This is a genomic window from Nostoc sp. DedSLP03 (assembly GCF_034530815.1).
Taxonomy (GTDB): domain Bacteria; phylum Cyanobacteriota; class Cyanobacteriia; order Cyanobacteriales; family Nostocaceae; genus Nostoc.
The window spans coordinates 67468-88501 of the sequence record NZ_JAVRCK010000012.1 but is presented as its reverse complement, the minus strand read 5'-3'; the positions used below and the strand labels follow the sequence as shown (position 1 = coordinate 88501).

22 protein-coding genes are annotated in these 21034 nt (G+C 41.3%); 15 read left to right on the top strand and 7 right to left on the bottom strand.

What is annotated here, in order from left to right; all coding sequences use genetic code 11:
* Window positions 1-32: 32 nt before the first annotated feature.
* Window positions 33-740: a M15 family metallopeptidase gene (locus RM368_RS08415; RefSeq protein WP_322693657.1), complete on the bottom strand. Its 708-nt coding sequence runs from the start codon at window positions 738-740 to the stop codon at window positions 33-35.
* Window positions 741-1168: 428 nt separating this feature from the next.
* On the opposite strand from RM368_RS08415, the gene RM368_RS08410 reads away from it, so the two are divergent.
* From RM368_RS08410 to RM368_RS08385, 6 genes are all read left to right on the top strand, one after another.
* Window positions 1169-2650 carry an aminotransferase class I/II-fold pyridoxal phosphate-dependent enzyme gene (locus RM368_RS08410; protein WP_322693656.1) on the top strand — a complete coding sequence of 494 codons (1482 nt, stop codon included), beginning with the start codon at window positions 1169-1171 and terminating at the stop codon, window positions 2648-2650.
* Window positions 2651-2771: 121 nt separating this feature from the next.
* Window positions 2772-3260, top strand: coding sequence for a DUF2059 domain-containing protein (locus tag RM368_RS08405; RefSeq protein ID WP_322693655.1), 489 nt, complete (start codon window positions 2772-2774; stop codon window positions 3258-3260).
* Window positions 3261-3594: 334 nt separating this feature from the next.
* Window positions 3595-4575 (top strand): choice-of-anchor A family protein, encoded by a 981-nt coding sequence (locus RM368_RS08400; protein ID WP_322693654.1) that lies wholly within the window; start codon window positions 3595-3597, stop codon window positions 4573-4575.
* 135 nt (window positions 4576-4710) lie between these two features.
* Window positions 4711-5730 carry an ABC transporter ATP-binding protein gene (locus RM368_RS08395; protein WP_322693653.1) on the top strand — a complete coding sequence of 340 codons (1020 nt, stop codon included), beginning with the start codon at window positions 4711-4713 and terminating at the stop codon, window positions 5728-5730.
* Between the two features lie 117 nt (window positions 5731-5847).
* Window positions 5848-6735 carry an ABC transporter permease gene (locus RM368_RS08390; RefSeq protein ID WP_322693690.1) on the top strand — a complete coding sequence of 296 codons (888 nt, stop codon included), beginning with the start codon at window positions 5848-5850 and terminating at the stop codon, window positions 6733-6735.
* Window positions 6736-6774: 39 nt separating this feature from the next.
* Window positions 6775-7176 carry a hypothetical protein gene (locus RM368_RS08385; RefSeq protein ID WP_322693652.1) on the top strand — a complete coding sequence of 134 codons (402 nt, stop codon included), beginning with the start codon at window positions 6775-6777 and terminating at the stop codon, window positions 7174-7176.
* An 80-nt stretch (window positions 7177-7256) separates the two neighbouring features.
* Here the strand turns inward: RM368_RS08385 and RM368_RS08380 are convergent, their stop codons facing one another.
* Window positions 7257-7694, bottom strand: a complete 438-nt coding sequence (locus tag RM368_RS08380) for a peroxiredoxin (RefSeq protein WP_322674261.1) — start codon at window positions 7692-7694, stop codon at window positions 7257-7259.
* A 194-nt stretch (window positions 7695-7888) separates the two neighbouring features.
* Between RM368_RS08380 and RM368_RS08375 the strand changes: the two genes are divergently transcribed.
* From RM368_RS08375 to RM368_RS08355, 5 genes are all read left to right on the top strand, one after another.
* The gene (locus RM368_RS08375) at window positions 7889-8293 is read left to right on the top strand and encodes an Npun_F0494 family protein (RefSeq protein WP_322693651.1); all 405 of its coding nucleotides are present in this window, start codon (window positions 7889-7891) and stop codon (window positions 8291-8293) included.
* A 347-nt stretch (window positions 8294-8640) separates the two neighbouring features.
* Window positions 8641-10125, top strand: a complete 1485-nt coding sequence (gene cobQ / locus RM368_RS08370) for a cobyric acid synthase CobQ (RefSeq protein WP_322693650.1) — start codon at window positions 8641-8643, stop codon at window positions 10123-10125.
* Window positions 10126-10218: 93 nt separating this feature from the next.
* Complete coding sequence (locus tag RM368_RS08365) at window positions 10219-10455, top strand: 2Fe-2S iron-sulfur cluster-binding protein (RefSeq protein WP_322693649.1); 237 nt, start codon at window positions 10219-10221, stop codon at window positions 10453-10455.
* A 56-nt stretch (window positions 10456-10511) separates the two neighbouring features.
* Entirely contained in the window at window positions 10512-10754 is a 243-nt protein-coding gene (locus tag RM368_RS08360; protein ID WP_322693648.1) for a type II toxin-antitoxin system HicB family antitoxin, read from the top strand.
* 140 nt (window positions 10755-10894) lie between these two features.
* Window positions 10895-11368: a hypothetical protein gene (locus RM368_RS08355; RefSeq protein WP_322693647.1), complete on the top strand. Its 474-nt coding sequence runs from the start codon at window positions 10895-10897 to the stop codon at window positions 11366-11368.
* Window positions 11369-11460: 92 nt separating this feature from the next.
* Here RM368_RS08355 and RM368_RS08350 read toward each other — a convergent pair whose 3' ends face one another.
* The 4 genes from RM368_RS08350 to RM368_RS08335 all read right to left on the bottom strand — a co-directional run bounded on the left by RM368_RS08350 (window position 11461) and on the right by RM368_RS08335 (window position 17556).
* A complete protein-coding gene (locus tag RM368_RS08350) occupies window positions 11461-11904 on the bottom strand; it encodes an SRPBCC family protein (RefSeq protein WP_292786899.1) in 444 nt (147 codons plus the stop codon).
* A gap of 88 nt (window positions 11905-11992) precedes the next feature.
* A complete protein-coding gene (zds, locus tag RM368_RS08345; protein WP_322693646.1) occupies window positions 11993-13432 on the bottom strand; it encodes a 9,9'-di-cis-zeta-carotene desaturase in 1440 nt (479 codons plus the stop codon).
* Window positions 13433-13708: 276 nt separating this feature from the next.
* Window positions 13709-13885, bottom strand: a complete 177-nt coding sequence (locus tag RM368_RS08340; protein WP_322693645.1) for a CopG family transcriptional regulator — start codon at window positions 13883-13885, stop codon at window positions 13709-13711.
* Between the two features lie 2039 nt (window positions 13886-15924).
* Window positions 15925-17556, bottom strand: a complete 1632-nt coding sequence (locus RM368_RS08335) for a DUF6930 domain-containing protein (protein WP_322693644.1) — start codon at window positions 17554-17556, stop codon at window positions 15925-15927.
* A gap of 317 nt (window positions 17557-17873) precedes the next feature.
* Between RM368_RS08335 and RM368_RS08330 the strand changes: the two genes are divergently transcribed.
* The 3 genes from RM368_RS08330 (at window position 17874) to RM368_RS08320 (ending at window position 19151) form a co-directional block, all read left to right on the top strand.
* Complete coding sequence (locus RM368_RS08330) at window positions 17874-18230, top strand: iron-sulfur cluster assembly accessory protein (protein WP_322665540.1); 357 nt, start codon at window positions 17874-17876, stop codon at window positions 18228-18230.
* Between the two features lie 92 nt (window positions 18231-18322).
* A complete protein-coding gene (locus RM368_RS08325) occupies window positions 18323-18745 on the top strand; it encodes a hypothetical protein (protein WP_322693643.1) in 423 nt (140 codons plus the stop codon).
* A 160-nt stretch (window positions 18746-18905) separates the two neighbouring features.
* The gene (locus RM368_RS08320; protein WP_322693642.1) at window positions 18906-19151 is read left to right on the top strand and encodes a hypothetical protein; all 246 of its coding nucleotides are present in this window, start codon (window positions 18906-18908) and stop codon (window positions 19149-19151) included.
* Window positions 19152-19314: 163 nt separating this feature from the next.
* Here the strand turns inward: RM368_RS08320 and RM368_RS08315 are convergent, their stop codons facing one another.
* On the bottom strand, window positions 19315-20235 hold the full coding sequence (locus tag RM368_RS08315) for a TIGR01777 family oxidoreductase (protein WP_322693641.1): 921 nt from the start codon (window positions 20233-20235) through the stop codon (window positions 19315-19317).
* A 418-nt stretch (window positions 20236-20653) separates the two neighbouring features.
* Here RM368_RS08315 and RM368_RS08310 point away from each other — a divergent pair, with 418 nt between their 5' ends.
* Window positions 20654-21001, top strand: coding sequence for a hypothetical protein (locus RM368_RS08310; RefSeq protein WP_322693640.1), 348 nt, complete (start codon window positions 20654-20656; stop codon window positions 20999-21001).
* Window positions 21002-21034: the final 33 nt, after the last annotated feature.

Below are 21034 nucleotides of genomic sequence, written 5' to 3'. Positions count from 1 at the left end.
TCTGACTTCTGAATTCTTTTGTGATAACGCATCTATGTAAGCCGTCCATAACGTGCGGTGACAGGATTGGCTGGATGGGATTGATTATTCAGCCAAGCCCACATTTGATCGCCGACAGAAAAATGCCACCACTCTCTAGGATTACGTTGAAAACCGGCTTTTAACATTACATCTCGCAATAGTTGACGATGAACATGATACTTTTGCGTTTCTAAGCGATCGCTATTGGCATAATAATCAGGATGCGATCGCTCTGACATTTCGTCAATTGGCGAACCCATATTTACTATTTGCCCTACATCATCTACCAGCGTTACATCTACCGCCCCACCAGTACTGTGAGGAGGCGGAGTTTTTGCATCTAAACTCGGTGCAGCCCAAATTGCATAAACCGCTTCCCAAATCTCTTGGCGTTGGTTTGCTGATAACTCCACATTAGTCAGTCCTCTATCCCGCACTGCTTGGGCGAAGCTGTAATCTACCATAAATTGCTGGACTGCGATCGGGCGATAGGCATCAAAGATTTGAATCCGCCAGTTAGGATGCAAGAGATTAAGATAATTTTGCGCTTGGAGCAAATTTTCAATAACGCTTTGACGAAGATAATAAGGAGAGCGATCGCCATAAGGCGCACCTAATTTTTCATAAGGATGGGGAGATTCCACTGCAAACAATTCCAAAGGAATCGCTACTAGCGGTTCACCACACTCAAAAATCGGGATTTGATGATAAGGTCTCATCTAGGCAGCTACATAGGACTTACGGATTTTAACGCAAGCATAGCATTGTGCGTAACGATTCTCTATTTCCTTTGTGTACTTTGCGCCTCTGCGTGCAATACCAATTTTTCTCAACCCTGAACAATTTGTTATTTTGGAGTACTCATTTGTTATTTTGGAGTACTCATTTGTTATTTCGGGGTACTCATTTGTTATTTTGGAGTACTCATTTGTTATTTCGGAGTACTCATTTGTTATTTTGGAGTACTCATTTATTATTTCGGGGTACTCATTTGTTATTTTGGAGTACTCATTTGTTATTTTGGAGTACTCATTTGTTATTTCGGGGTACTCATTTGTTATTTTGGAGTACTCATTTGTTATTTCGGAGTACTCAATATGCCCTAGCATACTTAAGATTCTATCATTAACGGTTCGTTTTCTCAAAAATGCTCAATCAAAACCAAATACCTTTATTAGATGCCTTAAAAGCTAATGCAGCAAGACCTCATGCGCCTTTTTACACTCCAGGACATAAACTAGGTGAAGGAATTTCTCAACCTTTAGCTGACTTACTTGGTAAAGCCGTCTTTCAGGCTGATTTAACCGAATTAGCAGATTTAGATAATCTTTTTGCACCCCAAGGCGTTATTCAAGAAGCACAACAACTGGCGGCTGAGGCGTTTGGTGCTTCGCAAACATGGTTCCTTGTCAATGGTTCTACCTGTGGAATTGAAGCGGCAATTCTTGCTACCTGTGGCACACGCGATAAAATTATTCTGCCTCGGAATGTGCATTCTTCTGCGATCGCAGGTTTAATTCTCTCTGGTGCTATACCAATTTTTCTCAATCCTGAATACGATCCAGTTTTAGATATTGCCCATAGCATTACACCCAATGCTGTACAATCTGCACTCCAACAACATCCAGATGCGAAAGCAGTATTAATAGTTTACCCCACATATTACGGTGTTTGTGGAGATTTGAATGCGATCGCCAATATTACACATCAATATAATGTCCCTCTACTTGTAGATGAGGCACACGGCGCACACTTTGCCTTTCATCCCGAATTACCCACTCCAGCTTTAGCCGCAGGTGCAGATTTAACTGTACAATCCATCCACAAAGTACTTGGTGCAATGACACAGGCATCGATGCTGCATATCCAGGGTGATAGGATAAATGGCGATCGCATCAGTAAAGCTTTGCAACTCTTACAATCTACCAGTCCCAGCTATATACTTTTAGCTTCCCTAGATGCAGCGCGTCAGCAAATGGCACTCCACGGAAAAATGCTGATGTCTCAAACTTTGCAACTTGCTGAGGAAGCTAGAACAAAAATCAGTCAAATTCCTGAATTATCAGTTTTAAGCCCCCCTTTAAAAGGGGGGTTGGGGGGATGTCCCGGCTTTGTAATTTTAGACAAAACGCGACTAACTGTCACTGTTTCTGGTTTAGGTTTAACCGGATTTGAAGCAGATGAAATTTTGGATGAAAAATTTGCTGTTACTGCTGAATTCGCCTCACTACAACATCTCACCTTTATTATTAGTTTGGGCAACACCCCAGCCGATATTGAACAATTAGTGCAAGGTTTCACCAGCCTCGCCAAAGAATATCGCCGAAGCAACTTGACTGTTAAAAACCAGGTTTGGCTAAATCTAGACAGAACCCTAGATTATGCTTTACAACTTTCTCCCCGCGAAGCCTTTTTTGCTATTAGTGAAATACTACCTTTGACAAAGATCGATAAACGCATCTGTGCCGAAATCGTCTGTCCCTATCCCCCAGGAATTCCTGTGTTAATGCCGGGAGAAGTCATCACCAAACCCGTCCTTGACTATCTGCAACAAATCCAGGCAATGGGAGGATCGATCTGTGGTTGTGCTGATAGTAGTTTCCGCACCTTAAAGGTAGTAAAAGAATGACTTATATGGTAAATTTAAGGATAATAATTTGAGACCATTACTCACAATGGTTCCTCGTTTGTCAAACTTACCTAAATAATCTTTTCTTAAAAATAAATTTAAATCAATGAAGATAAATTTTTTGTTCGTACCAGCAGTTGTACTTTCCTTAGTAACGACCTTCAATAAAGTTACTTTTGCTCAAATTCCAACTAATACTATTGCACCAAGTAGTAATGCTCAAGAAATAGAAAAAACTAATAATATCAAGAAATTGTTAGAGATAACTGGTACGAAAAATCTTTCTACACAGATCCTCACTCAACTATTAAATAATTTCAAGTCCGAATACCCTCAAGTTCCTCAAAAATTTTGGGATACTTTTGCTGCTGAACTCAAGATAGATGATATTGTAAATGAGATTATTCCTATTTATAATAAATACTTTACTAATGAGGAAATCAAACAAATCATTGCATTTTATCAGACACCTTTAGGACAAAAAACAATTACTGTTATTCCCCAAATCACTCAGGAATCTACTGCTGTTGGTATAAGATATGGAAAAGTGGCAGTCGAAAGAGCCTTAAAAAAATTGGAAGCAGAAGGATATATCCGCCCTAGTCGATAAAGCGGTCTATGATGTTAAGGAGAAGTCATCACAAAATCCATTCTTGATTACCTGAAACACATCCAAGCGATAGGGGAATTTATCAGTGGTTACAATGACACTAGGCTCAAAACTTTGAAAGTTTTGAAAAAACGTCCTAACTCCTAACTCCTGAATTATTGTTGATAAAAACTTAATTTATGCAATCAACAGTAAATATGCGGTTGAACAGATAATTTAGAGAAAACTATACAGTAGTTATACTAATGTGAAACTTCAATAAAAATAGCTAGTAAATTAGTGCAATCTTTGATTTATACTCATAGGATCATCTTGATGATTCCTAAACTAGAAGATGAAATCAAAAACCTATTATATTTGGGGGTTAGTAACAGTTCCGATTGTAGTAACTCTGGCGCTGGGTTTCTCAGCAAGAGCGAATGCGGTTGAGTTAGGCGCTGCCTCTGATTACAATGTATTTGTTTTGGGAGATATCTCTCAAAAATATACAGATATTGAAGGAAAAGTTGCTGCTGGCGGTAACATAAATTTCGTCGGCGGACTTGGAAGCAGACTTTCTGGCAATAGCGGCAACGTAGTAATCGCTGGACAGAATTTAACTCTAAGCAACGGTCAAGTCTACCACGGGAATGCTGTCTATGGAGGCAGCGCCAATGTATCCAGCAATGTGGGATTTCCCCAAGGAACTCTCAGCCAGGGTAATCCCATCGACTTCAATGAAGCAGGGAAACAACTGCGAGGACTATCTGAATATTTGGCAACCTTGACTCCGACTGGTAACACAACAGTTCAACCTTGGGGTGCTATTAACCTTAGTGGCAGTGGTACTGCTTTCAATGTTTTTAATCTTGCAGGCTCATCTGTCTCCAAGACCAACTATTTTGAAGTTAAAGGGGACGCAAATTCAACTATCGTTGTCAATATCAGCGGTAAGGATGTGTCACTGCAAAACTTTGGGTTTAATATCATTGGCGCAGATAAACAAAAGGTAATTTACAACTTTTATGAAGCGACAAATATAACTGCTAGTGGAATTGGTATCCAAGGTAGTATTCTTGCACCTTTGGCTAATTTTAATTTCAACAACGGTCAAATTAACGGCAATGTAGTCGTAGCTTCTTTGACAGGAAATGGCGAGTCTCACAATTATCTATTTAATGGCGATCTGCCAGATGTCCCAATAAAGTACTACACTCCGCCTAAGCCTCCCATTCGTAAGGTTCCAGAGCCTGCAAATCTTCCAGGTTTAGGATTAGTTGCTGTAGTATTTGGTTTGTTTCGCTACAAACGCAATCGAGCAACTTGTTTAGAATAATTAAAAATTTTTGGCAGCATAGCGCATGAAGCGAACTTATTTACAGATTTTCGCTCATGCGCTATTTCCTTGCTCTCTACCTTCTACAATAAGGATAGACTTTATTGAGATTTGTATAGTTGGGGATCGGCTGTCATGGCTCCCGCCGTTTTAATTCAAAATCTGCAAAAACGTTACGGTACAGTGGTTGCCGTCCAGGATGTTTCCTTTCAGGTAGAACCAGGAGAAATTTTTGGTTTGCTTGGCCCCAACGGTGCTGGGAAAACTACTACCTTGCGTGCTTTGTGTACGTTGACCACACCGGATGCAGGCATTATCGAAGTATCTGGCATCTCTGTGTTAGATAATCCAAGAGTGGCAAGACAACGACTAGGCTACGTAGCTCAGGAAGTCGCTATAGATAAGGTGTTGACTGGAAAAGAACTGCTGCAATTGCAAGCAGCACTTTATCACCTTCCAGGCGCAGTAGCTAAACAGCGGATTGAGACGGTATTAGATTTACTCGGTTTGCAAGAATACGCCAATAAAAAGACAGGAACCTACTCTGGCGGTTTACGCAAGCGCCTAGACTTAGCTGCCGGCTTGCTCCATGCACCTGATGTTCTGGTATTGGACGAGCCAACTGTAGGGCTTGACATAGAGACTCGCTTTGTGGTATGGGATTTCCTGAGAAAATTACGCGCTTCTGGGACGACGGTAGTAATTACCAGCCATTACTTAGAAGAAATTGACGCTTTAGCCGATCGCGTGGCAATTATAGATCGCGGCATTGTCATTGCCAGCGATACACCTTCGCAATTGAAAGATCGAGTAGGGGGCGATCGCATCACCTTGCGAATCCGCGAGTTTTCCCCCATTGAAGAAGCTGAAAAAGCTAAAAACCTCCTGAAACCTTTGCCTTTTGTCCAAGAAATCATCATCAACAGCGCTCAAGGTAATTCACTCAACTTAGTAGTGACACCTCAGAATGATGTTCTTATTAACATACAGCAAGCGCTGAATACCGCTGGCTTGCCCATATTTGGCATCGCCCAATCTCGCCCCAGCCTCGATGACGTTTATCTCGCTGCCACAGGACGCACCTTGTTGGATGCAGAACTCGCAGCCGTCGCCACCCGCGATCCCAAAGCTGAGAAGAAGCAGAATATGAGATAGGGAATGGGGCAGGGAGCAGGGGGAGCAGGGGAAGAAAAATATTGACCAATGCTCAATGCCTAATGTCCAATGCCCAATGCCCAATCTAAAATCCAAAATCCAAAATCCAAAATTGCTATGAGTGTTACTCCTAAATCTGATATCAATTGGCAACCATTAGCATCGCCACAAGCAGATGTTAATACTGCACCTAACTTTTTCGGTGAATTCGTACAAGAGACGTTGGCTTTAACTCGTCGCTTGTTTATTCAGTTGCAACGCCGTCCCTCATCTTTGGTTGCTGGAATTATTCAACCAGTAATGTGGTTAGTGCTATTTGGTGCTTTATTCCAAAATGCTCCCAAGGGTATATTTGGCAATACAACAAATTACGGTCAATTTTTGGCGGCTGGCATTATTGTGTTTACAGCCTTTGCTGGGGCGCTGAATGCTGGTTTACCTGTAATGTTTGACCGCGAGTTCGGCTTTTTGAATCGTTTGCTAGTAGCACCGTTAGCATCGCGGTTTTCCATTGTCTTTGCCTCAGCCATTTTTATCATCAGCCAAAGTTTGTTGCAAGCAGCCGTAATTGTTGCAGCAGCAGCATTTTTGGGCGCAGGACTACCCAATATAGCTGGTTTAAGTGCGATCGCTCTAATTGTCTTACTCTTAGCTTTGGGTGTAACAGCCATCTCTCTCGGTTTAGCTTTTGCTCTACCCGGACACATTGAATTGATTGCAGTGATTTTTGTCACTAACCTACCATTATTGTTTGCGAGTACAGCTTTAGCACCCCTATCCTTCATGCCTAAGTGGTTACAGGTTATCGCTACCCTGAATCCTCTCAGCTATGCGATCGAACCAATTCGCTATCTCTATTTCCACAGTAATTGGGGACTAGGTAGTGTAGTGATGCAGGCTCCTTGGGGCGATGTTACCTTTGGGGGAGCGTTGCTGGTGTTGTTTGGCTTTGCCCTAGTCGCCTTGCTGAGTATTCAACCCCAACTGCGGCGGACTCTTGCTTAAAAAGATAAAATAGATCAATTTTATTTAGGGTCAAAACCCATGAAAAAACCATTTTTACAAATTACTAGACTCTTTCTAGCTACGGCAGCAGGAATTAGCTTTGCTTCCTTGCTCATGGCTCAACCAAGTTACGCTCAAATCAGCAGCCCAACGGATGCTTTCCCCAGCAATAGTACAACAGACCAAAATACCGATCCTTTCGCCCGTTCCAACTCAGACAATTTCAACATGTTCGATCTGATTCATCGGGCAAATTTCGGGAATCTCAACTGGGATTCTAACCAACAGAACGAAGAACTAAACTCAGCAGCAGCAGCCTTTAAAGCAAGGCAACAAAAACTAATTCAAGGTCAACAACAGCAACCAACCCCCAATAATTTGCCAACGATTATACTACCATCAGTTACATCGCCATCGGTGACACCACCATCAGGTAACTGAATTCAAACAAATAACCCCAAGCCTCTAAAGGCTTGGGGCTGAAACTATTTAAAAAAATCCTGAATTATTCAGGTAAAAACCTACAGCCCAAGCGCAGCTAAAATATCGCTAGCATGGTTGCTGGTATTTACATTAGCGTCAACATGGGTAATTTTACCGCTGGGGTCAATTACGTAGGTGACGCGCTTGGCATAACCGCCGCCATCCACATCGAAAGCTTTGATGAGGGATTTGTCGGTGTCAGCCAGTAGGGGAAAATTCAAATTATATTTTTGGGTGAATGCCTGATGGGAGACTTCATCATCTGCACTGACTCCCAAGATGACAATATCTTTACCTTGATATTGAGACTGGGCATCCCGAAAACTACAGGCTTGTTTGGTGCAGCCTGGCGTATCATCTTTGGGGTAAAAGTATAAAACAACCGTTTTCCCCCTCAAATCAGATAACGAAACTGTGTTGCCGTTTGTATCTTTGGCGGTAAATGCAGGTGCATCCGTACCAACTGCTAGAGGCATAATTAACTTTTCCTGTTTCAGATTGTTGATGCACTTGAAATTTTACATTAATTTATAATGTTTAAATATAATTACTAAAAAATCGGATAAATACACTTTAGGTAACTAATTTTGGTTTAATGGGGTATTTGGTACAAGAAAAAATATATTCTTAAATTAATCTTTGTTAGAAGAAAAATTTCTACCAATACACAATGGCTGCTGTTGATTCCCAAAACCCAAATATTTTTGTCTATCCTCAAAGTACAGTAGAAAGAGCCGAACGATCGCTAGTGTGTTCGCCTTTTAATGTATCTTTATTTGAAGTGATGAGCCACCAGAGTGTATCATTAACTGCGATCGCTCTGGAAAATGGACTCAAGCAGGGCTATACTAAACGCCCTTTATCAGAATTAGCTTGTGATGACGCTTTGGGCTGGTTGATTCAAGTAGGTGTATTGCGCCGAGAAGTTGATGGTCAGGGAATTACAGATAGTTTTCGTCTCACTCCCTTGGGACGCCAGTTAGTAGAACAATACCAGGGTAAAAATTGGCGTACTCCTTCATGGCGCGATCGTTTCTATGATGCAGTGATTCGTTGGTTACGGATACCTTTTTAGAATAAAAACCTAAGAGTTAGGATTAGGGAATCAAAGGGAACAATATATACGGAAACATCATATCTATTCATGAAGTCTTTACCATAACCGTGCAACTGCTATTTGTGATGGTTATAGTGGGCATTGGGCATTGGGCATTGGGCATTGGGTATAGGGCATTGGGCATGGGGAAAGGGAAAGGGAAAGGGGTAAGGGGAAAAGGGGAAAGATTAAATTTATTCCTTTTCCCTTTAACCTTTAACCTTTTCCCCTGCCCCCTGCTCCCCCGCTTTTCCACTTTCCCTGCTCCCTTGTTGTTCGCTTCTAAAAATTAACTCTGTATCTTGAAAAACTAAGTGATAGCAACTATGAAATCAATTATGGTAGTGGGGACAACATCCCATGCAGGGAAATCACTTTTAACTACAGCTATTTGTCGCATTTTATCGCGGCGTGGTTGGCGAGTGGCTCCCTTTAAAGGCCAAAATATGGCTTTAAATGCTTATGTCACCGCCAGTGGTGGAGAAATTGGCTATGCTCAAGCAGTGCAAGCTTGGGCTGCGGGAGTCGTGCCTTGGGTAGAAATGAACCCAATTTTACTCAAACCTCAAGGGGATATGACTTCTCAAGTAATTATTAAAGGTAGGTCTGTAGGCAAAGTGAGTGCCTCAGATTACTACGAGCAATATTTTGAACTGGGGTGGCGGACAATTGAAGAATCGCTACAGCATTTAGGAACAGAATTTGACATGGTGGTTTGTGAAGGTGCCGGTAGCCCTGCGGAAATTAACCTCAAGCACCGCGACTTAACTAATATGCGGGTAGCAAAATATTTAAATGCACCAACCATATTAGTAGTTGATATTGACCGGGGTGGTGCTTTTGCCCATGTTGTCGGCACCTTAGAGTTATTGGAACCAGATGAACGCGCCTTAATTAAAGGTATAGTAATTAATAAGTTTCGAGGGCAGCGATCGCTCTTAGATCCGGGGATAAAATGGCTAGAAGAACGCACAGGTATCCCCGTTATCGGTGTTATACCCTACTTGCAAGAAATGTTTCCAGCAGAAGATTCTCTTGACCTGCTAGAACGTCAATCGTCCACAAATAAAGCCCAAACTGACCTCACCATTGCCGTCATCCGTTTACCAAGAATTGCCAATTTCACCGACTTTGACCCACTGGAATCAGAAAGTACAGTTTCAATTAAATACTTAAGCCCTAAGCAAGATTTGGGACATCCTGATGCCGTAATTATTCCAGGTACAAAGACCACAATTGCTGATTTGCTACTGCTGCAAAAAAGCGGTATGGCAGAAGCGATCCAAAACTACGCTGCTTCTGGGGGAACGGTTTTAGGTATCTGCGGTGGCTATCAAATGCTCGGTCAAATCATCGCCGATCCAGAAGGGATAGAGGGACAAGCTGGTAGATTTCAAGGGTTAAATCTTTTACCAATCAGAACTGTGATTACAGGACAAAAAATCGCCCGTCAGCGCCAAGTTAGCTCAAATTATCCCCAACAAGGCTTGCCAGTCAATGGCTTTGAAATCCATCAAGGGCGATCGCGTATCGAACAGCAAGGCATAGATACTCAATCGTACCATGCTCTATTTGACGATATTAATTTAGGGTTAGTAGATAGTTGTCAATCGGTGTGGGGAAGTTATCTCCACGGGCTTTTTGACAATGGCCCTTGGCGACGCGCTTGGTTAAATCGCCTCCGTCAACAGCGAGGTTTAAAATCTTTGCCTACCGGTGTTGCTAACTATCGGGAACAGCGAGAGCAGATTTTGGACTCTCTAGCCATTGAAATTGAAAGCCATTTAGACTTAAGTCTGTTTTTGTCTTAAGCTAAAATTCCTTGAAATGTCATTGGTCATTGGTCATTGGTCATTGGTCATTTGCAAAGGACAAATGACAACTCTATTAAATGCGTAATATTGATGATTGTTCGTGTCCGCTTTTTACCAGATGATGTCACAGTAGATGCCGAAGTGGGAGAAGCCCTCTTAGATGTAGCAGACCGGGCTGGGGTATTTATTCCCACCGGTTGTCTCATGGGGTCTTGTCACGCTTGCACCGTCGAATTAGAGGATGGAGAGATCGTTCGCGCTTGTATCACCGCAATACCGCCACGCGAGGAATTGACAATTAATTTGTTTAGCGACCCAACTTGGTAGTTTTTTAATCCTCTAAGTTCAGAATGTTAGATGAGGCATAGAGGAGAAGAAACAAGATGAGTGAGCTTAAATACCAAATGCTTATTCAATGGTCTGAAGAAGATAATTGTTTTTTGGTAGGATTCCCTGATTTTCCAGGACAACGCTGGCGGACTCATGGGGATACTTACAAGTTAGCTGTGGCAAATGGAATTCAAGCTTTAGAGTCTCTAATTATTGCTTACAAAGCTGTAGGTGATGCACTTCCAGAACCAACAGTAAGTAAGGTGTGTCAACACAATTTACTAAGTGGTAACTAATGCTCTATTATTTGCGCGATCGCGGGTTATTTTGGTTAGTTTAAATAGTATTTTCACGTATTATTACTGATTTTTTACATTTAGAGAATTTTTATAGTTAAGGACTAGGAATCTTATTGTCACAACAGGCAATAGTTAATATGTCAAATCAAATAGTTGCAAGGATTATAGGTAGATTTTCCAAAATTATTTTATACATTATTACGGTTATTTTGTATTTAAAAAATTTGTCTAGTTTAGTGAATAAGAAGCTTGCTGTAAAAGAAGATTTTCGCTTAAGTCAAAAAGGAATAGATTGGCTGGAAGAATGGAATACTGAAGCAGAAATAGCTACCAGTATTTATCAAATTGCTCAAAAAGCTGTTGAAATATTAGTCAATGTCCCAGGTATGACTCAAGCCCACAGCAGAGATTTCAGGAGAGCAACACCTATTTTTACTCTTAAAGATGGTACTGTAATTAAAATTTTTATTAATCCAGCTAATGTCAAGCATATCTTTTTAGCTGACAGCAATAACAAAATGCTTTTTGGCGGTTATGTAGGTTGGATTGACACAAAAGGATTGAATCAAGCTATAGAAAAGATAAAGCACTCTCTAACTTCTACTTCGTAATAAAGACACGCAATTAAAAAATCCATATTTTCCCTTCAGACAGCAAGAAACTTTGACACTTTATTTCTTACTGCCTGTTTTTGCTATCTATATCAATTAGCTTTAACATTCAACGCGTATTCTTTAAATCTTTCTAAATCAGCTTGAATCGTTGATTCAACTATCCGTCCCAAAAATAAGTTATCCATAATTTTGCCAAGAATGCCGGGGATAGCGTAGGAAATAGTCATTTTAACAATGCTACTATTGTGGCGATCGTAAAAGCGAATCGCTCCCTGATTTGGCAAACCATCAACCGATTCCCATTGGATAATTTGGTTAGGAATAACTTTGAGAATTCGGGATTGCCAATTAAATTCTAAACTGCCCGTCTTTAATTTCCAAAGAGATATATCTGGATTATCTGGCGGAATTTTCACCGAATCAATCCACTTCATCCACCGGGGCATTTGCTCTAAATCAGACCAGAGGCTCCATACTAAATCTATGGGAGCCTCTACTTCTACCTGCACAGTATGCTCTAACCAGTCTGGCATTTCTCTTTTTCCTTCTCTACGAGATGCTTTGCGATCGCGTTCTTTGCACTCTTTGAAGTAGCCTGCGGCAAGCCACTGGGTGTCTACGTTATTTCTTCAAACTCTCCAAAATCACTTTTGCCGCACGCCGTCCAGAAATAGTAGCACCTTCCATGCTGTCGATGTAGTCTTGCTGAGTATAACTCCCGGCAAGGAAGAAATTATCTACTGGTGTTTTTTGGTTGGGACGGTACGCATCCATCCCTGGCGCTTCTCGGTAGAGAGACTGAGCAAGCTTTACAACACTGTACCAAGTCATATTTAGCTCCCGCGACGAGGGAAACAGTTCATGGACTTGCTTGAGAACATGTTGTGCGATCGCTTCATTACTTTGGGCAATAAACGGATCTCCCGGTGTCAGCACTAGCTGTAACAAAGACCCTTGTCCTGGACGATAATAATCAGCAGGGCTAGTCAACGCTAAATCGGCAAAACAAGAAAAGTCAGCATCGGCTGTGTAAAGTAAATTATCGATTCCAGCCGCCTGATTTAGCTGTTTGCGTTGCTCTCCATCGTTCAGTTCTGTTACCCAACCGTCAAAGCGTAACTGCACTGTAGCCACTGGCACTGCATCCAGTTTGTAGATATTGTCAAATTCTGACCACTTACGCCACTCCTGGGGTAGGATGCGTTGAATTCCTGGAACATCACAGGCAAAAACGTAAGCATCAGCTGCGATCGTTTCTACTGCATCACCTTGGGCAACTACTATACCAGTGACACGGGTTTGTTCGGCTGACTCAGTAAACTGAATTTCTCGAACTTGGCGGCGCGTGTAAACTTTGGTGCCTCTAGCTTCCAGATATTCCAGAATCGGCTTGTGTAAATATTCAGCTGGAGAACCTTCCAGCATTCGCAAAACTGAAGCTTCAGTTCTAACTGCAAATAGCTGGAATATGGTTAACATACAACGGGCAGACATATTTTCGCAATCAATAAATCCCAATGCGTAGGCAATCGGGTTCCACATCCGCTTGATGCTGCCATTACTTCCACCATGACTGCGAAACCAATCGGCAAAGCTAACTTTATCTAAATTGCGGATAGTTTTCATCGCCCCGTTAAAGTCTACCAATCCGCGAACTACCGGACTAGTACCCAAAGCGATCGCATTTTGCAATTTATCCTGCAACGATAGTTGGGAAGTAGTAAAAAATGCCTTTAAGCCATTGAAAGGCGCACCTGTAAGAAAGCGAAAATCCAAAGCACCAGTGCGCCCCCCTTTATTGATAAAAGTGTGGGTATGTTCCTTGAGGCGTAAGTTTTCTAACACCCCCACTTTTTTCATTAAGTCAAATAGTTGGTAGTAGCACCCAAAAAATACATGCAACCCCATTTCTAGATGGTTGCCATCTCCATCAACCCAACTGCCAACTTTACCGCCGACAAACGGACGAGATTCAAAAATCTCTATTTCACAACCAGCATCAGCTAGATCCACTGCGGTTGCTAGCCCAGCCAGTCCCGCACCTACGATTGCAACACGCATTCCGTCGTTCCTTTTCAGTTTCTTTACAGATTGTAACTGGGTTGGTGTCGGAATTTGCTACTTAATATCAACTCCAGCAGCATATTAATGCTTGCCAATATCGATACTAAAAACTCTTTGATTACTTCTTCTAGTCCCGGTAAATGACCAGACGCGATAAAAACGCGTCTGTATCATCTAGACAAACTTTTGTCCATAGCAGCGGACTCTCAAAAGTATCAGAGATATTTTTTTGGTGGCAAAGCAGTTTTCTGGATAAGTTGTAAAAGTCACTTCTTAGTTGTTTCCATCTTTACCGTCGTCGGAGATAGGCAAACTTCTAATCAGTTCACGAATCACATCAGTTGCAGGTCTACCTGTTTGTTGGCAATATTTTTCTAGTTTTTCCGCTTCCTGCGTTGCAAGATTAACTGTTATGCGTTTAACTGCCCATTTTTTATTTGTCATTATCATGCTATCTGCTGTATATTTAGATGGTCGAAAGGGTCTAAATTAAAGAGGGAACCGATAAGATTATCAGAGTTTGTCTCACGAAACAAGTAATACCATTAATATTAAGAATGTTTGTTTTGTCAAAGGATCGATCATTTTCTAAAAAAATCAAAATACTACACTTTATTTGTTACTATTGTGACAGCATAAATAGCACATCGTTGCTTTTGAAGATAATAACCCCACTAACAGCATGAGTAAACCCTAACAATGAAATTTTATAAAGGAATTCCAGATACCTACTGTTAACTCAATGAAGATTTCCAAAGTTATTCTCCATTGAAAGCATTTGACCTTCTCTCTTAACTAAGTTCGTCAAACCCAGTTGGAGAGAATATCTGCTAGAACATCAAAAAATAAAGCTTCAGAATCATTATCATGCTGAAATGCTGATTTACAGGAGGTTTTAAGTGGTGTGTGTATTGCGTTAATAGGGACTTAGAAAGTAGACAAATAAGCGATCGCCTTAAAACAAACACCTATATCTAACCAGACTGTAACCAACAACTTAAGAGCTACTTGAACTGTTATCAATTTTGGCTTACTTCGATCAAGCTGATTGCTTTTCATTGCCAACATAGTAGCCCGAAAAAAAGGGACAACGCTCAGTCTACTGAGTCTAAATTGCCAATTATCTTGGTAATTTTTGACAGTAACATCTGTAATTTTACACAGGCGAATTTATCCAGAATATATGTGATGTTATTTGACTGTTGCCGATAATATTTTAGTTTTGCTTCATATTTTTACAATAAATCATCGTCAGAATGCTATAAAGCATTGCATCTTTTTTATCTTCTTTCTAGCGATATAGCTTGCTTTGAAACCAGCAATATTTTTACTATTTTTCGTCTTCATTTATCTAGAAGTTATATAAATCATTTTTAGCCAAGTAGGGCGTTAGAAGTTTGACATAAAAATCTTTCCTCATATCTAAGCCAAGATATAAATTCCTGCAAAGCAAATTTTTATCACAACTATTTTTATCTGGTAAGTATACCCGTAAAAACAATCATATATTTTAATTTTTTCGGCAGTGTGTTTATTATAGCTATTATTTACGCGCTTTAAATAATCTTCATTTAGACACTAGCAAAGCTATTTTTTCTCCTTTATAAAAAAATTACAAAGAAAAACATATTATCTGAACTTTTGCTTAATGATATTGATATATAACAGGAGGCTAAACTCAAAAACTTGTTAAAAAAAAGATTCCAATATCTCAATGTATCGGTTAGGTTTGATTCAAGCAGTCTTTGAAGATAAATTTTTAGGTTGCTGTAGTTATTTATACTTAGATAACTGAGATAAAATAACTAGAAAACTATGAAAATATAGGTACTTCATGAAATTTAGGTAAAGTTAGCTTCTCAAGATTGGTCGCGTATTCGTATTGACATATAGATGAATATTCATGAAAAAGTGCCGCACGCTGATAGGTACGCAGATCGCGAAGACTGAGTATAACCGGAAATACTCTGCCTCTACTTAAAAGACTAGCTACCAGGGATGGGTTATATACCAATACGATTTAGTTAACGGTTATTGGTGTAGACAATTGGTCTTTCAAGACGCGATAAAACGCCTGTCTACATCTGGGTTTTCTTGCTCATTCTGAATTGTATTGGGGTATATACAAAAGTGAAAATCCTGAGTCCTTTTTACTGGCCTGAAACAGTTACTGCTTAATTCAGAATTCTGAATTAAGCAGTAAAACATGCTTGATATTTAGGTAACAGACTTAGCTTGTGTAACTCACTTTCCTTGAAATCTGCTGTCAATGATGCGCCCTTACTTTCATCCCCACGTTTTGCTATAGGGTAAGACAGTACTCAGAACTGATGAATCAACACTCCGTTGGTAAAGAGAACAAAGGTAAACGTTAAAAGGCAAAGCCTTCCCTTTTATTCCTCTCAAATGCAGTTTTAATCAATCAAATACACATCAACTTAATTTCTCATACCGATAATTTGAGATTGAGATTGCGGCAATTCATGTAATTATTCAAATTTCAGTTGGGGCATAAGTTGGAGAGTGCCAATACCTAAATCTTTAGGTGAAAGCGATCGCCCTTCAAACAAAGCCATCATATCTCGTAACTGAGGATTACCACGGGAGGCTCCCGTTAGTCCTTTGGCAATGATTAAGCCACAGTAGCCCTTAGTATTTTTACACCGCTGATTCCATTTTTTTCGGGCTTCGACATGAATCGGATCTTCATCTAAAAATTCACCGAATAGGAACAATTCGCCATTTTGAGTTTGCAATAAACCCAGGTCGTAGCGATCGCCATCAAAAGGATCGGCACCTGGATTGAAGCAAATTGCTTTCAGTCCGCCTGCTGCTTCAATCCTTTCAATTACAGTCTTCGCCTTGGGCCGAGAAGTTTGAATTAAAATCACCGGCAAACCGTCCCCGACTTGTTTGATTTCACCAGCCTGGTGGTAGCTGACCCCCTTTCGCAGAAACTCCAACATTTCCCAAGACACTACACCTAAGCTGAGGAAGGAATCTTCTGGTATCAAGTCATCTCGCAATGATTGGAAATCAAGGTTGTTAATCTCCTCGTCATCAATACCAAAGCCTGCCATTTCCTCTAATTCTGCTGCTAACTGCGGCATGGTAGAGACTGTCACAGCCACAGATTTAGTTGATTCTTCCGACTGCGGTAGAGAAATGCGATAGCGACGGCTCAGAGTTGGGAAAATCTCCTCATGAAGTTGGCGACGGTGATCGCGAATAAAGCGGCTTAGGCTTTCGATCGCAACCAAGATTACCAATGCTTCTTCGTCATACAAAACAGACCGTAGTCCTTCTAAGGGGTGGATATTACCAAAAGTAGGGTCAATTTCTGATAATGGCAGATCCGCCAAATCATCTTCTTCATCGTCATCTTCATCGGTTTCGTCAACGCTCTCAAAAGTGAGAAACAGGCAATCTTGCTTAAGGAACGCTTCTTCTAGATGCTCTGTTGATTCTTCATCCGTTAAAACTGCGGCGCGAAACTGTTTTAAAGAGTCTTCTGAGCGATAAAACAAAATCCCATACTCCATTCCCAGCATTCCCATAACTGAGGCGTAGAGTGTGCCAACATCCCACCGATTAATCTCGATTGACAAAATTTGCTGTTCTTGCAAAAATTCCCAAGGTGCTGCTTGCCAAATTGCAAATGCTTTCTCTCGCAAGATTTGCGCATACTGTGGGGGTAAATCGGGGGTTTGACTATCGAGGATATCAGCGAATCCCCGAAATAGTTCGTCAATTAAAGGCAGTTCTGGTGCGTAGTCAATGGCGATATCCAAATCTTGCAGCACTCCCCGCAGGTAAAATTGGATCTCGCGGTCTTTGACTACAATTCTTTGGGGTCTAGCAGGTCTTGCCGGACTCTGGGGATGCTCCATTGCTTGCATTAAGGTGCGAACTATTGCTTCTGGGCCGGTATCGGAAGCTACCACGTCCATTCCTCGAACAACACCTTGGGAGTAATCTACCCAAAGAATGCATTCTCCCTTTGCCTCTGAGTCTGACACCTGGTTTGGTGATGACAACGGACGGCGATCGCCCTCCCATACAGAAGGAATTTGAGTTAATTTCTTCAACCGGCGACTGGTAGAGCGATTAAAACTTGTCATAGAATCAAAAGAAGCAATTTGGAAGTAAATTTTGGGGGCTAGCTAGCCTCGGATTAAATTTTTATGGCTGCACCTGAAGGGTGGTTGCTTCTGTTGCTGCCGTAAGGCTGGAATTTTAAGAATACCGAATGTATAAACACATTGAGTCTCTCAATTCTAGAATAAAAATCTTTGGCTACTTTTGACGGAGTGTTTACAATTTGGTATCTAGCAACATCTAAGCCGCTAGAATGAATACAAAAACACCAAGAGCAACCCAGAAGCATTACAAGCCGATATAGGGTAACGCTTATACTAATTAAGGAGTTGAAAAGCAGATGACACAAGCAATTGAAGCTCAACAACGTGGAATTCTGTTGAGCGAAGCCGCATTGCACCAGGTAAAATCCCTCCGGGACAAGCAAGGCACAGACTTGTGCTTACGGGTAGGAGTGCGTCAGGGTGGGTGTTCTGGGATGTCTTACATGATGGACTTTGAAGATACCAGCAAAATAACCCCTCATGATGAAGTTTTTGATTATGATGGCTTCAAAATTGTCAGCGATCGCAAGAGTTTGTTATATCTCTACGGTTTAATGCTCGATTACAGCGATGCCATGATTGGCGGTGGTTTCCAATTTACTAACCCCAATGCTAATCAAACTTGTGGTTGCGGCAAGTCATTTGGGGTGTAATATTGTCAGTTGTCATTTGTCCTTTGTCATTTGTCTTTTGCAAATGACCAATGGCCAATGACCAATGACCAATGACCAATGACCAATGACCAATGACTAATACAGTTGAATCCCTGTTTGATACAGGTTTAGAACGCTATAAAGCAGGAGAATCAGCAGAATCTTTAATCCCTGTATTTAAAGAAGTGTGCGATCGCGCTCCTAAAACTAGTGCAGCTTGGGTTTGTTTAGCGTGGTTGTATCTACTCGATAACAAACCCAATTTGGCTTACAAAGCCGGACAGAAGGCAGTCAAGTTAAATCCACAAGATCCCCAAGCTAGAATCAATCTCGCCTTAGCAATGCTGGAAACAAAGCAAAAAGGCTTGCGGGAACATATAGACGTCGCACAACAGTTGATTTTTGTCAACGAAGAATGGAGTGATGAAATAAAAAATAGTATTGAGGACGGTTTAAGTAGAAAACCAGATTGGCAAAGTTTAGCAAAAGTCAAAAGTTGGCTGTTTGAAAAGTAGAGGATGGGGACTGGGGACTGAGAACCAGGAGGACAAGAGGGACAAGGGGGAATTTATTCAAGTAAGTCTCTAAGTTGTCTCTTCCCAATCCCCATTACCCCTTATCCCCAGAGGGGGCCCCACCTTCCCCAATCCCCAGTACCCAATCCCCAATCCAATCATGAAAGATAAATTGTTAAATTGGCTAAACATAGTTTTAGTCGCCGATGTTTTTTTGGTTTTATTTGGCTTTGGCTGGTTAGCGATCGCTGCGATCGGTGATGCCGCTGGAGTAAACCTGGGTTTAGATTTGTGGCATCAACTGTGGCAACCCTTGTTTAACCCCGCAATTGGCATTCTCATGGGCGGTGCAATTCTCAGCGGTATTATCAGTTGGGTTTCCAAAAAATTTCTTTCTAGTCAATAGTCAAGGAACTGGGTACTGGAGATTAGGGACTGGGGACTGGAAAAAAGCAGGGGAGCAGAGGGGAAGGAAGTTGCAGTAAGTCTTTCCCCTAAGCCTCTTTGCCCCTGTGCCCTTGTCCCCAGTCCCCACTCCCCACTCCCCACTCCCCACTCCCCACTCCCTTTTAATTCAGAATTTGTGTTAATGCCGATTGCAAATTAGGATATTTGTACTCAAAGCCTGTTTGCACAGTGCGTTTTGGGATAACTTGTTGACCTTCTAAAACTACTATTGCCCCGTCTCCTAAAAGAGCTTCGATCGCAAAAGCAGGAACAGGCAACCAGGAAGGTCGATTCATCACTTGTCCCAAAGTTTGGCTTAAATCTGCCATCCTAACTGGGTTAGGGGCAGTGGCATTGTATACGCCTTCTATTTCCGGTTTAGTTAAAGCTTGCAAAATCAGGTTAACTAAATCGTCTACGTGAATCCATGAGAACCACTGCCGACCACTGCCAATAGGCCCGCCAGCAAAGAGTTTAAAAGGCGGAATCATTTTACCTAAAGCACCACCATTGCCGAGGACAATTCCAAAACGCAGAATTACTAGTCGCACACCAGCATCTTTTACTTTCCTCGCTTCAGCTTCCCAGGCTTGGCAGACTTGGGCAAGAAAATCGTTACCAGATAGACTGGTTTCATCAAAGGTAGCCGTTTCACTGGTGCCGTAGTAGCCAATAGCCGAAGCGTTAATTAACACAGATGGTTTAGGGTTCGCCTTGGCTATTGCTTCAACTATTTTTTGTGTACCTAACTTTCGGCTATTGAGGATTTCTTGTTTCCGTTCTGGTGTCCAGCGTCCTTCACCAATAGGTTCTCCTGCCAAATTAACTACGCCATCACAATTAGCAATGACACTTTGCCAAGAACCAGATGCATTTGGTGTATGAGCAACAATTTCTACATTAGGGAAAGCCTCAGATGGAAAAACCTTTTGAGCAAAAGCGGTATTCCGAGTTAATGCTACTATCTTATGACCTTCTTTTTGTAATCGTTGTACCAAACGACTACCGACAAATCCTGTTGCTCCAGTAATTGCGACTTTCATTTTCTACCTCAGCCAAACCTTTATTGTAAAGTTTTCGATCAAACTTTCAGCTTACCAAAGAAGGCAGGAGGCAGGAGGCAGGAGGAAGAAAACACATTTTTTGCCCTCTACCACTTTCTTCTAGATCGAGTAAATTTATTTATGTTCGTGAAGCGTATCTTAGAAGAATAAAGTATGTATTTCGAGCGGAAAATGCCACAAAAAATACTGCGTCCTTATTGAAACCCCATTCAGCTGACACTCACGGAACGCCTAAATTATTTATGACGTTTACCTCCTGCCCCCAGCAAGAACTGCCTCTTCATTGACTGTATATCTAGTAATACCTGCTCTCAAAAACTTTGATTTTTTAATGACTTTATATTTAGATACTTCGGTATTATAGGATGGACGGAGTGTTGCAAGGCTTGGGGCTATTATGGCTCGCTATACCTGTTCATTTATTATTTCTGTTCCTAGTGACCATCTGGTGCCGTTACTTGTAGAACTTCTACAGGACTGTCAGTTGGATATTCAGTATCACACAGCCGAATATATTATCGGTCGTGAGGTTCCTGGAAATGTTCCTTTTCCTAAATTAATAACAGTAGAAGTACTGATTGACAAATCAAAATCTACTGAAACAGAAACCCGGATGAGTATTGTGATTAAAAATGAAGAACTACCAATTCACCTAGATAATTACTGCCGACAAATGTTTGAGTTAATCAAGCAAGCTATTGAAAGTAGCCGCCATTGGCATTTGATTGAAAGTATTGCAGGATAGTTTTGGTGATTGAATTGATACTTCCACGGTTTG

Coding starts and splice junctions, on each gene's coding strand:
- RM368_RS08415 (WP_322693657.1), bottom strand. CDS start 740: ATGAGACCTTATCATCAAATCCCGATTTTTGAGTGTGGTGAACCGCTA.
- RM368_RS08410 (WP_322693656.1), top strand. CDS start 1,169: ATGCTCAATCAAAACCAAATACCTTTATTAGATGCCTTAAAAGCTAAT.
- RM368_RS08400 (WP_322693654.1), top strand. CDS start 3,595: ATGAAATCAAAAACCTATTATATTTGGGGGTTAGTAACAGTTCCGATT.
- RM368_RS08395 (WP_322693653.1), top strand. CDS start 4,711: ATGGCTCCCGCCGTTTTAATTCAAAATCTGCAAAAACGTTACGGTACA.
- RM368_RS08390 (WP_322693690.1), top strand. CDS start 5,848: ATGAGTGTTACTCCTAAATCTGATATCAATTGGCAACCATTAGCATCG.
- RM368_RS08385 (WP_322693652.1), top strand. CDS start 6,775: ATGAAAAAACCATTTTTACAAATTACTAGACTCTTTCTAGCTACGGCA.
- RM368_RS08380 (WP_322674261.1), bottom strand. CDS start 7,694: ATGCCTCTAGCAGTTGGTACGGATGCACCTGCATTTACCGCCAAAGAT.
- RM368_RS08375 (WP_322693651.1), top strand. CDS start 7,889: ATGGCTGCTGTTGATTCCCAAAACCCAAATATTTTTGTCTATCCTCAA.
- cobQ (WP_322693650.1), top strand. CDS start 8,641: ATGAAATCAATTATGGTAGTGGGGACAACATCCCATGCAGGGAAATCA.
- RM368_RS08365 (WP_322693649.1), top strand. CDS start 10,219: ATGATTGTTCGTGTCCGCTTTTTACCAGATGATGTCACAGTAGATGCC.
- RM368_RS08360 (WP_322693648.1), top strand. CDS start 10,512: ATGAGTGAGCTTAAATACCAAATGCTTATTCAATGGTCTGAAGAAGAT.
- RM368_RS08355 (WP_322693647.1), top strand. CDS start 10,895: ATGTCAAATCAAATAGTTGCAAGGATTATAGGTAGATTTTCCAAAATT.
- RM368_RS08350 (WP_292786899.1), bottom strand. CDS start 11,904: ATGCCAGACTGGTTAGAGCATACTGTGCAGGTAGAAGTAGAGGCTCCC.
- zds (WP_322693646.1), bottom strand. CDS start 13,432: ATGCGTGTTGCAATCGTAGGTGCGGGACTGGCTGGGCTAGCAACCGCA.
- RM368_RS08340 (WP_322693645.1), bottom strand. CDS start 13,885: ATGATAATGACAAATAAAAAATGGGCAGTTAAACGCATAACAGTTAAT.
- RM368_RS08335 (WP_322693644.1), bottom strand. CDS start 17,556: ATGACAAGTTTTAATCGCTCTACCAGTCGCCGGTTGAAGAAATTAACT.
- RM368_RS08330 (WP_322665540.1), top strand. CDS start 17,874: ATGACACAAGCAATTGAAGCTCAACAACGTGGAATTCTGTTGAGCGAA.
- RM368_RS08325 (WP_322693643.1), top strand. CDS start 18,323: ATGACTAATACAGTTGAATCCCTGTTTGATACAGGTTTAGAACGCTAT.
- RM368_RS08320 (WP_322693642.1), top strand. CDS start 18,906: ATGAAAGATAAATTGTTAAATTGGCTAAACATAGTTTTAGTCGCCGAT.
- RM368_RS08315 (WP_322693641.1), bottom strand. CDS start 20,235: ATGAAAGTCGCAATTACTGGAGCAACAGGATTTGTCGGTAGTCGTTTG.
- RM368_RS08310 (WP_322693640.1), top strand. CDS start 20,654: ATGGCTCGCTATACCTGTTCATTTATTATTTCTGTTCCTAGTGACCAT.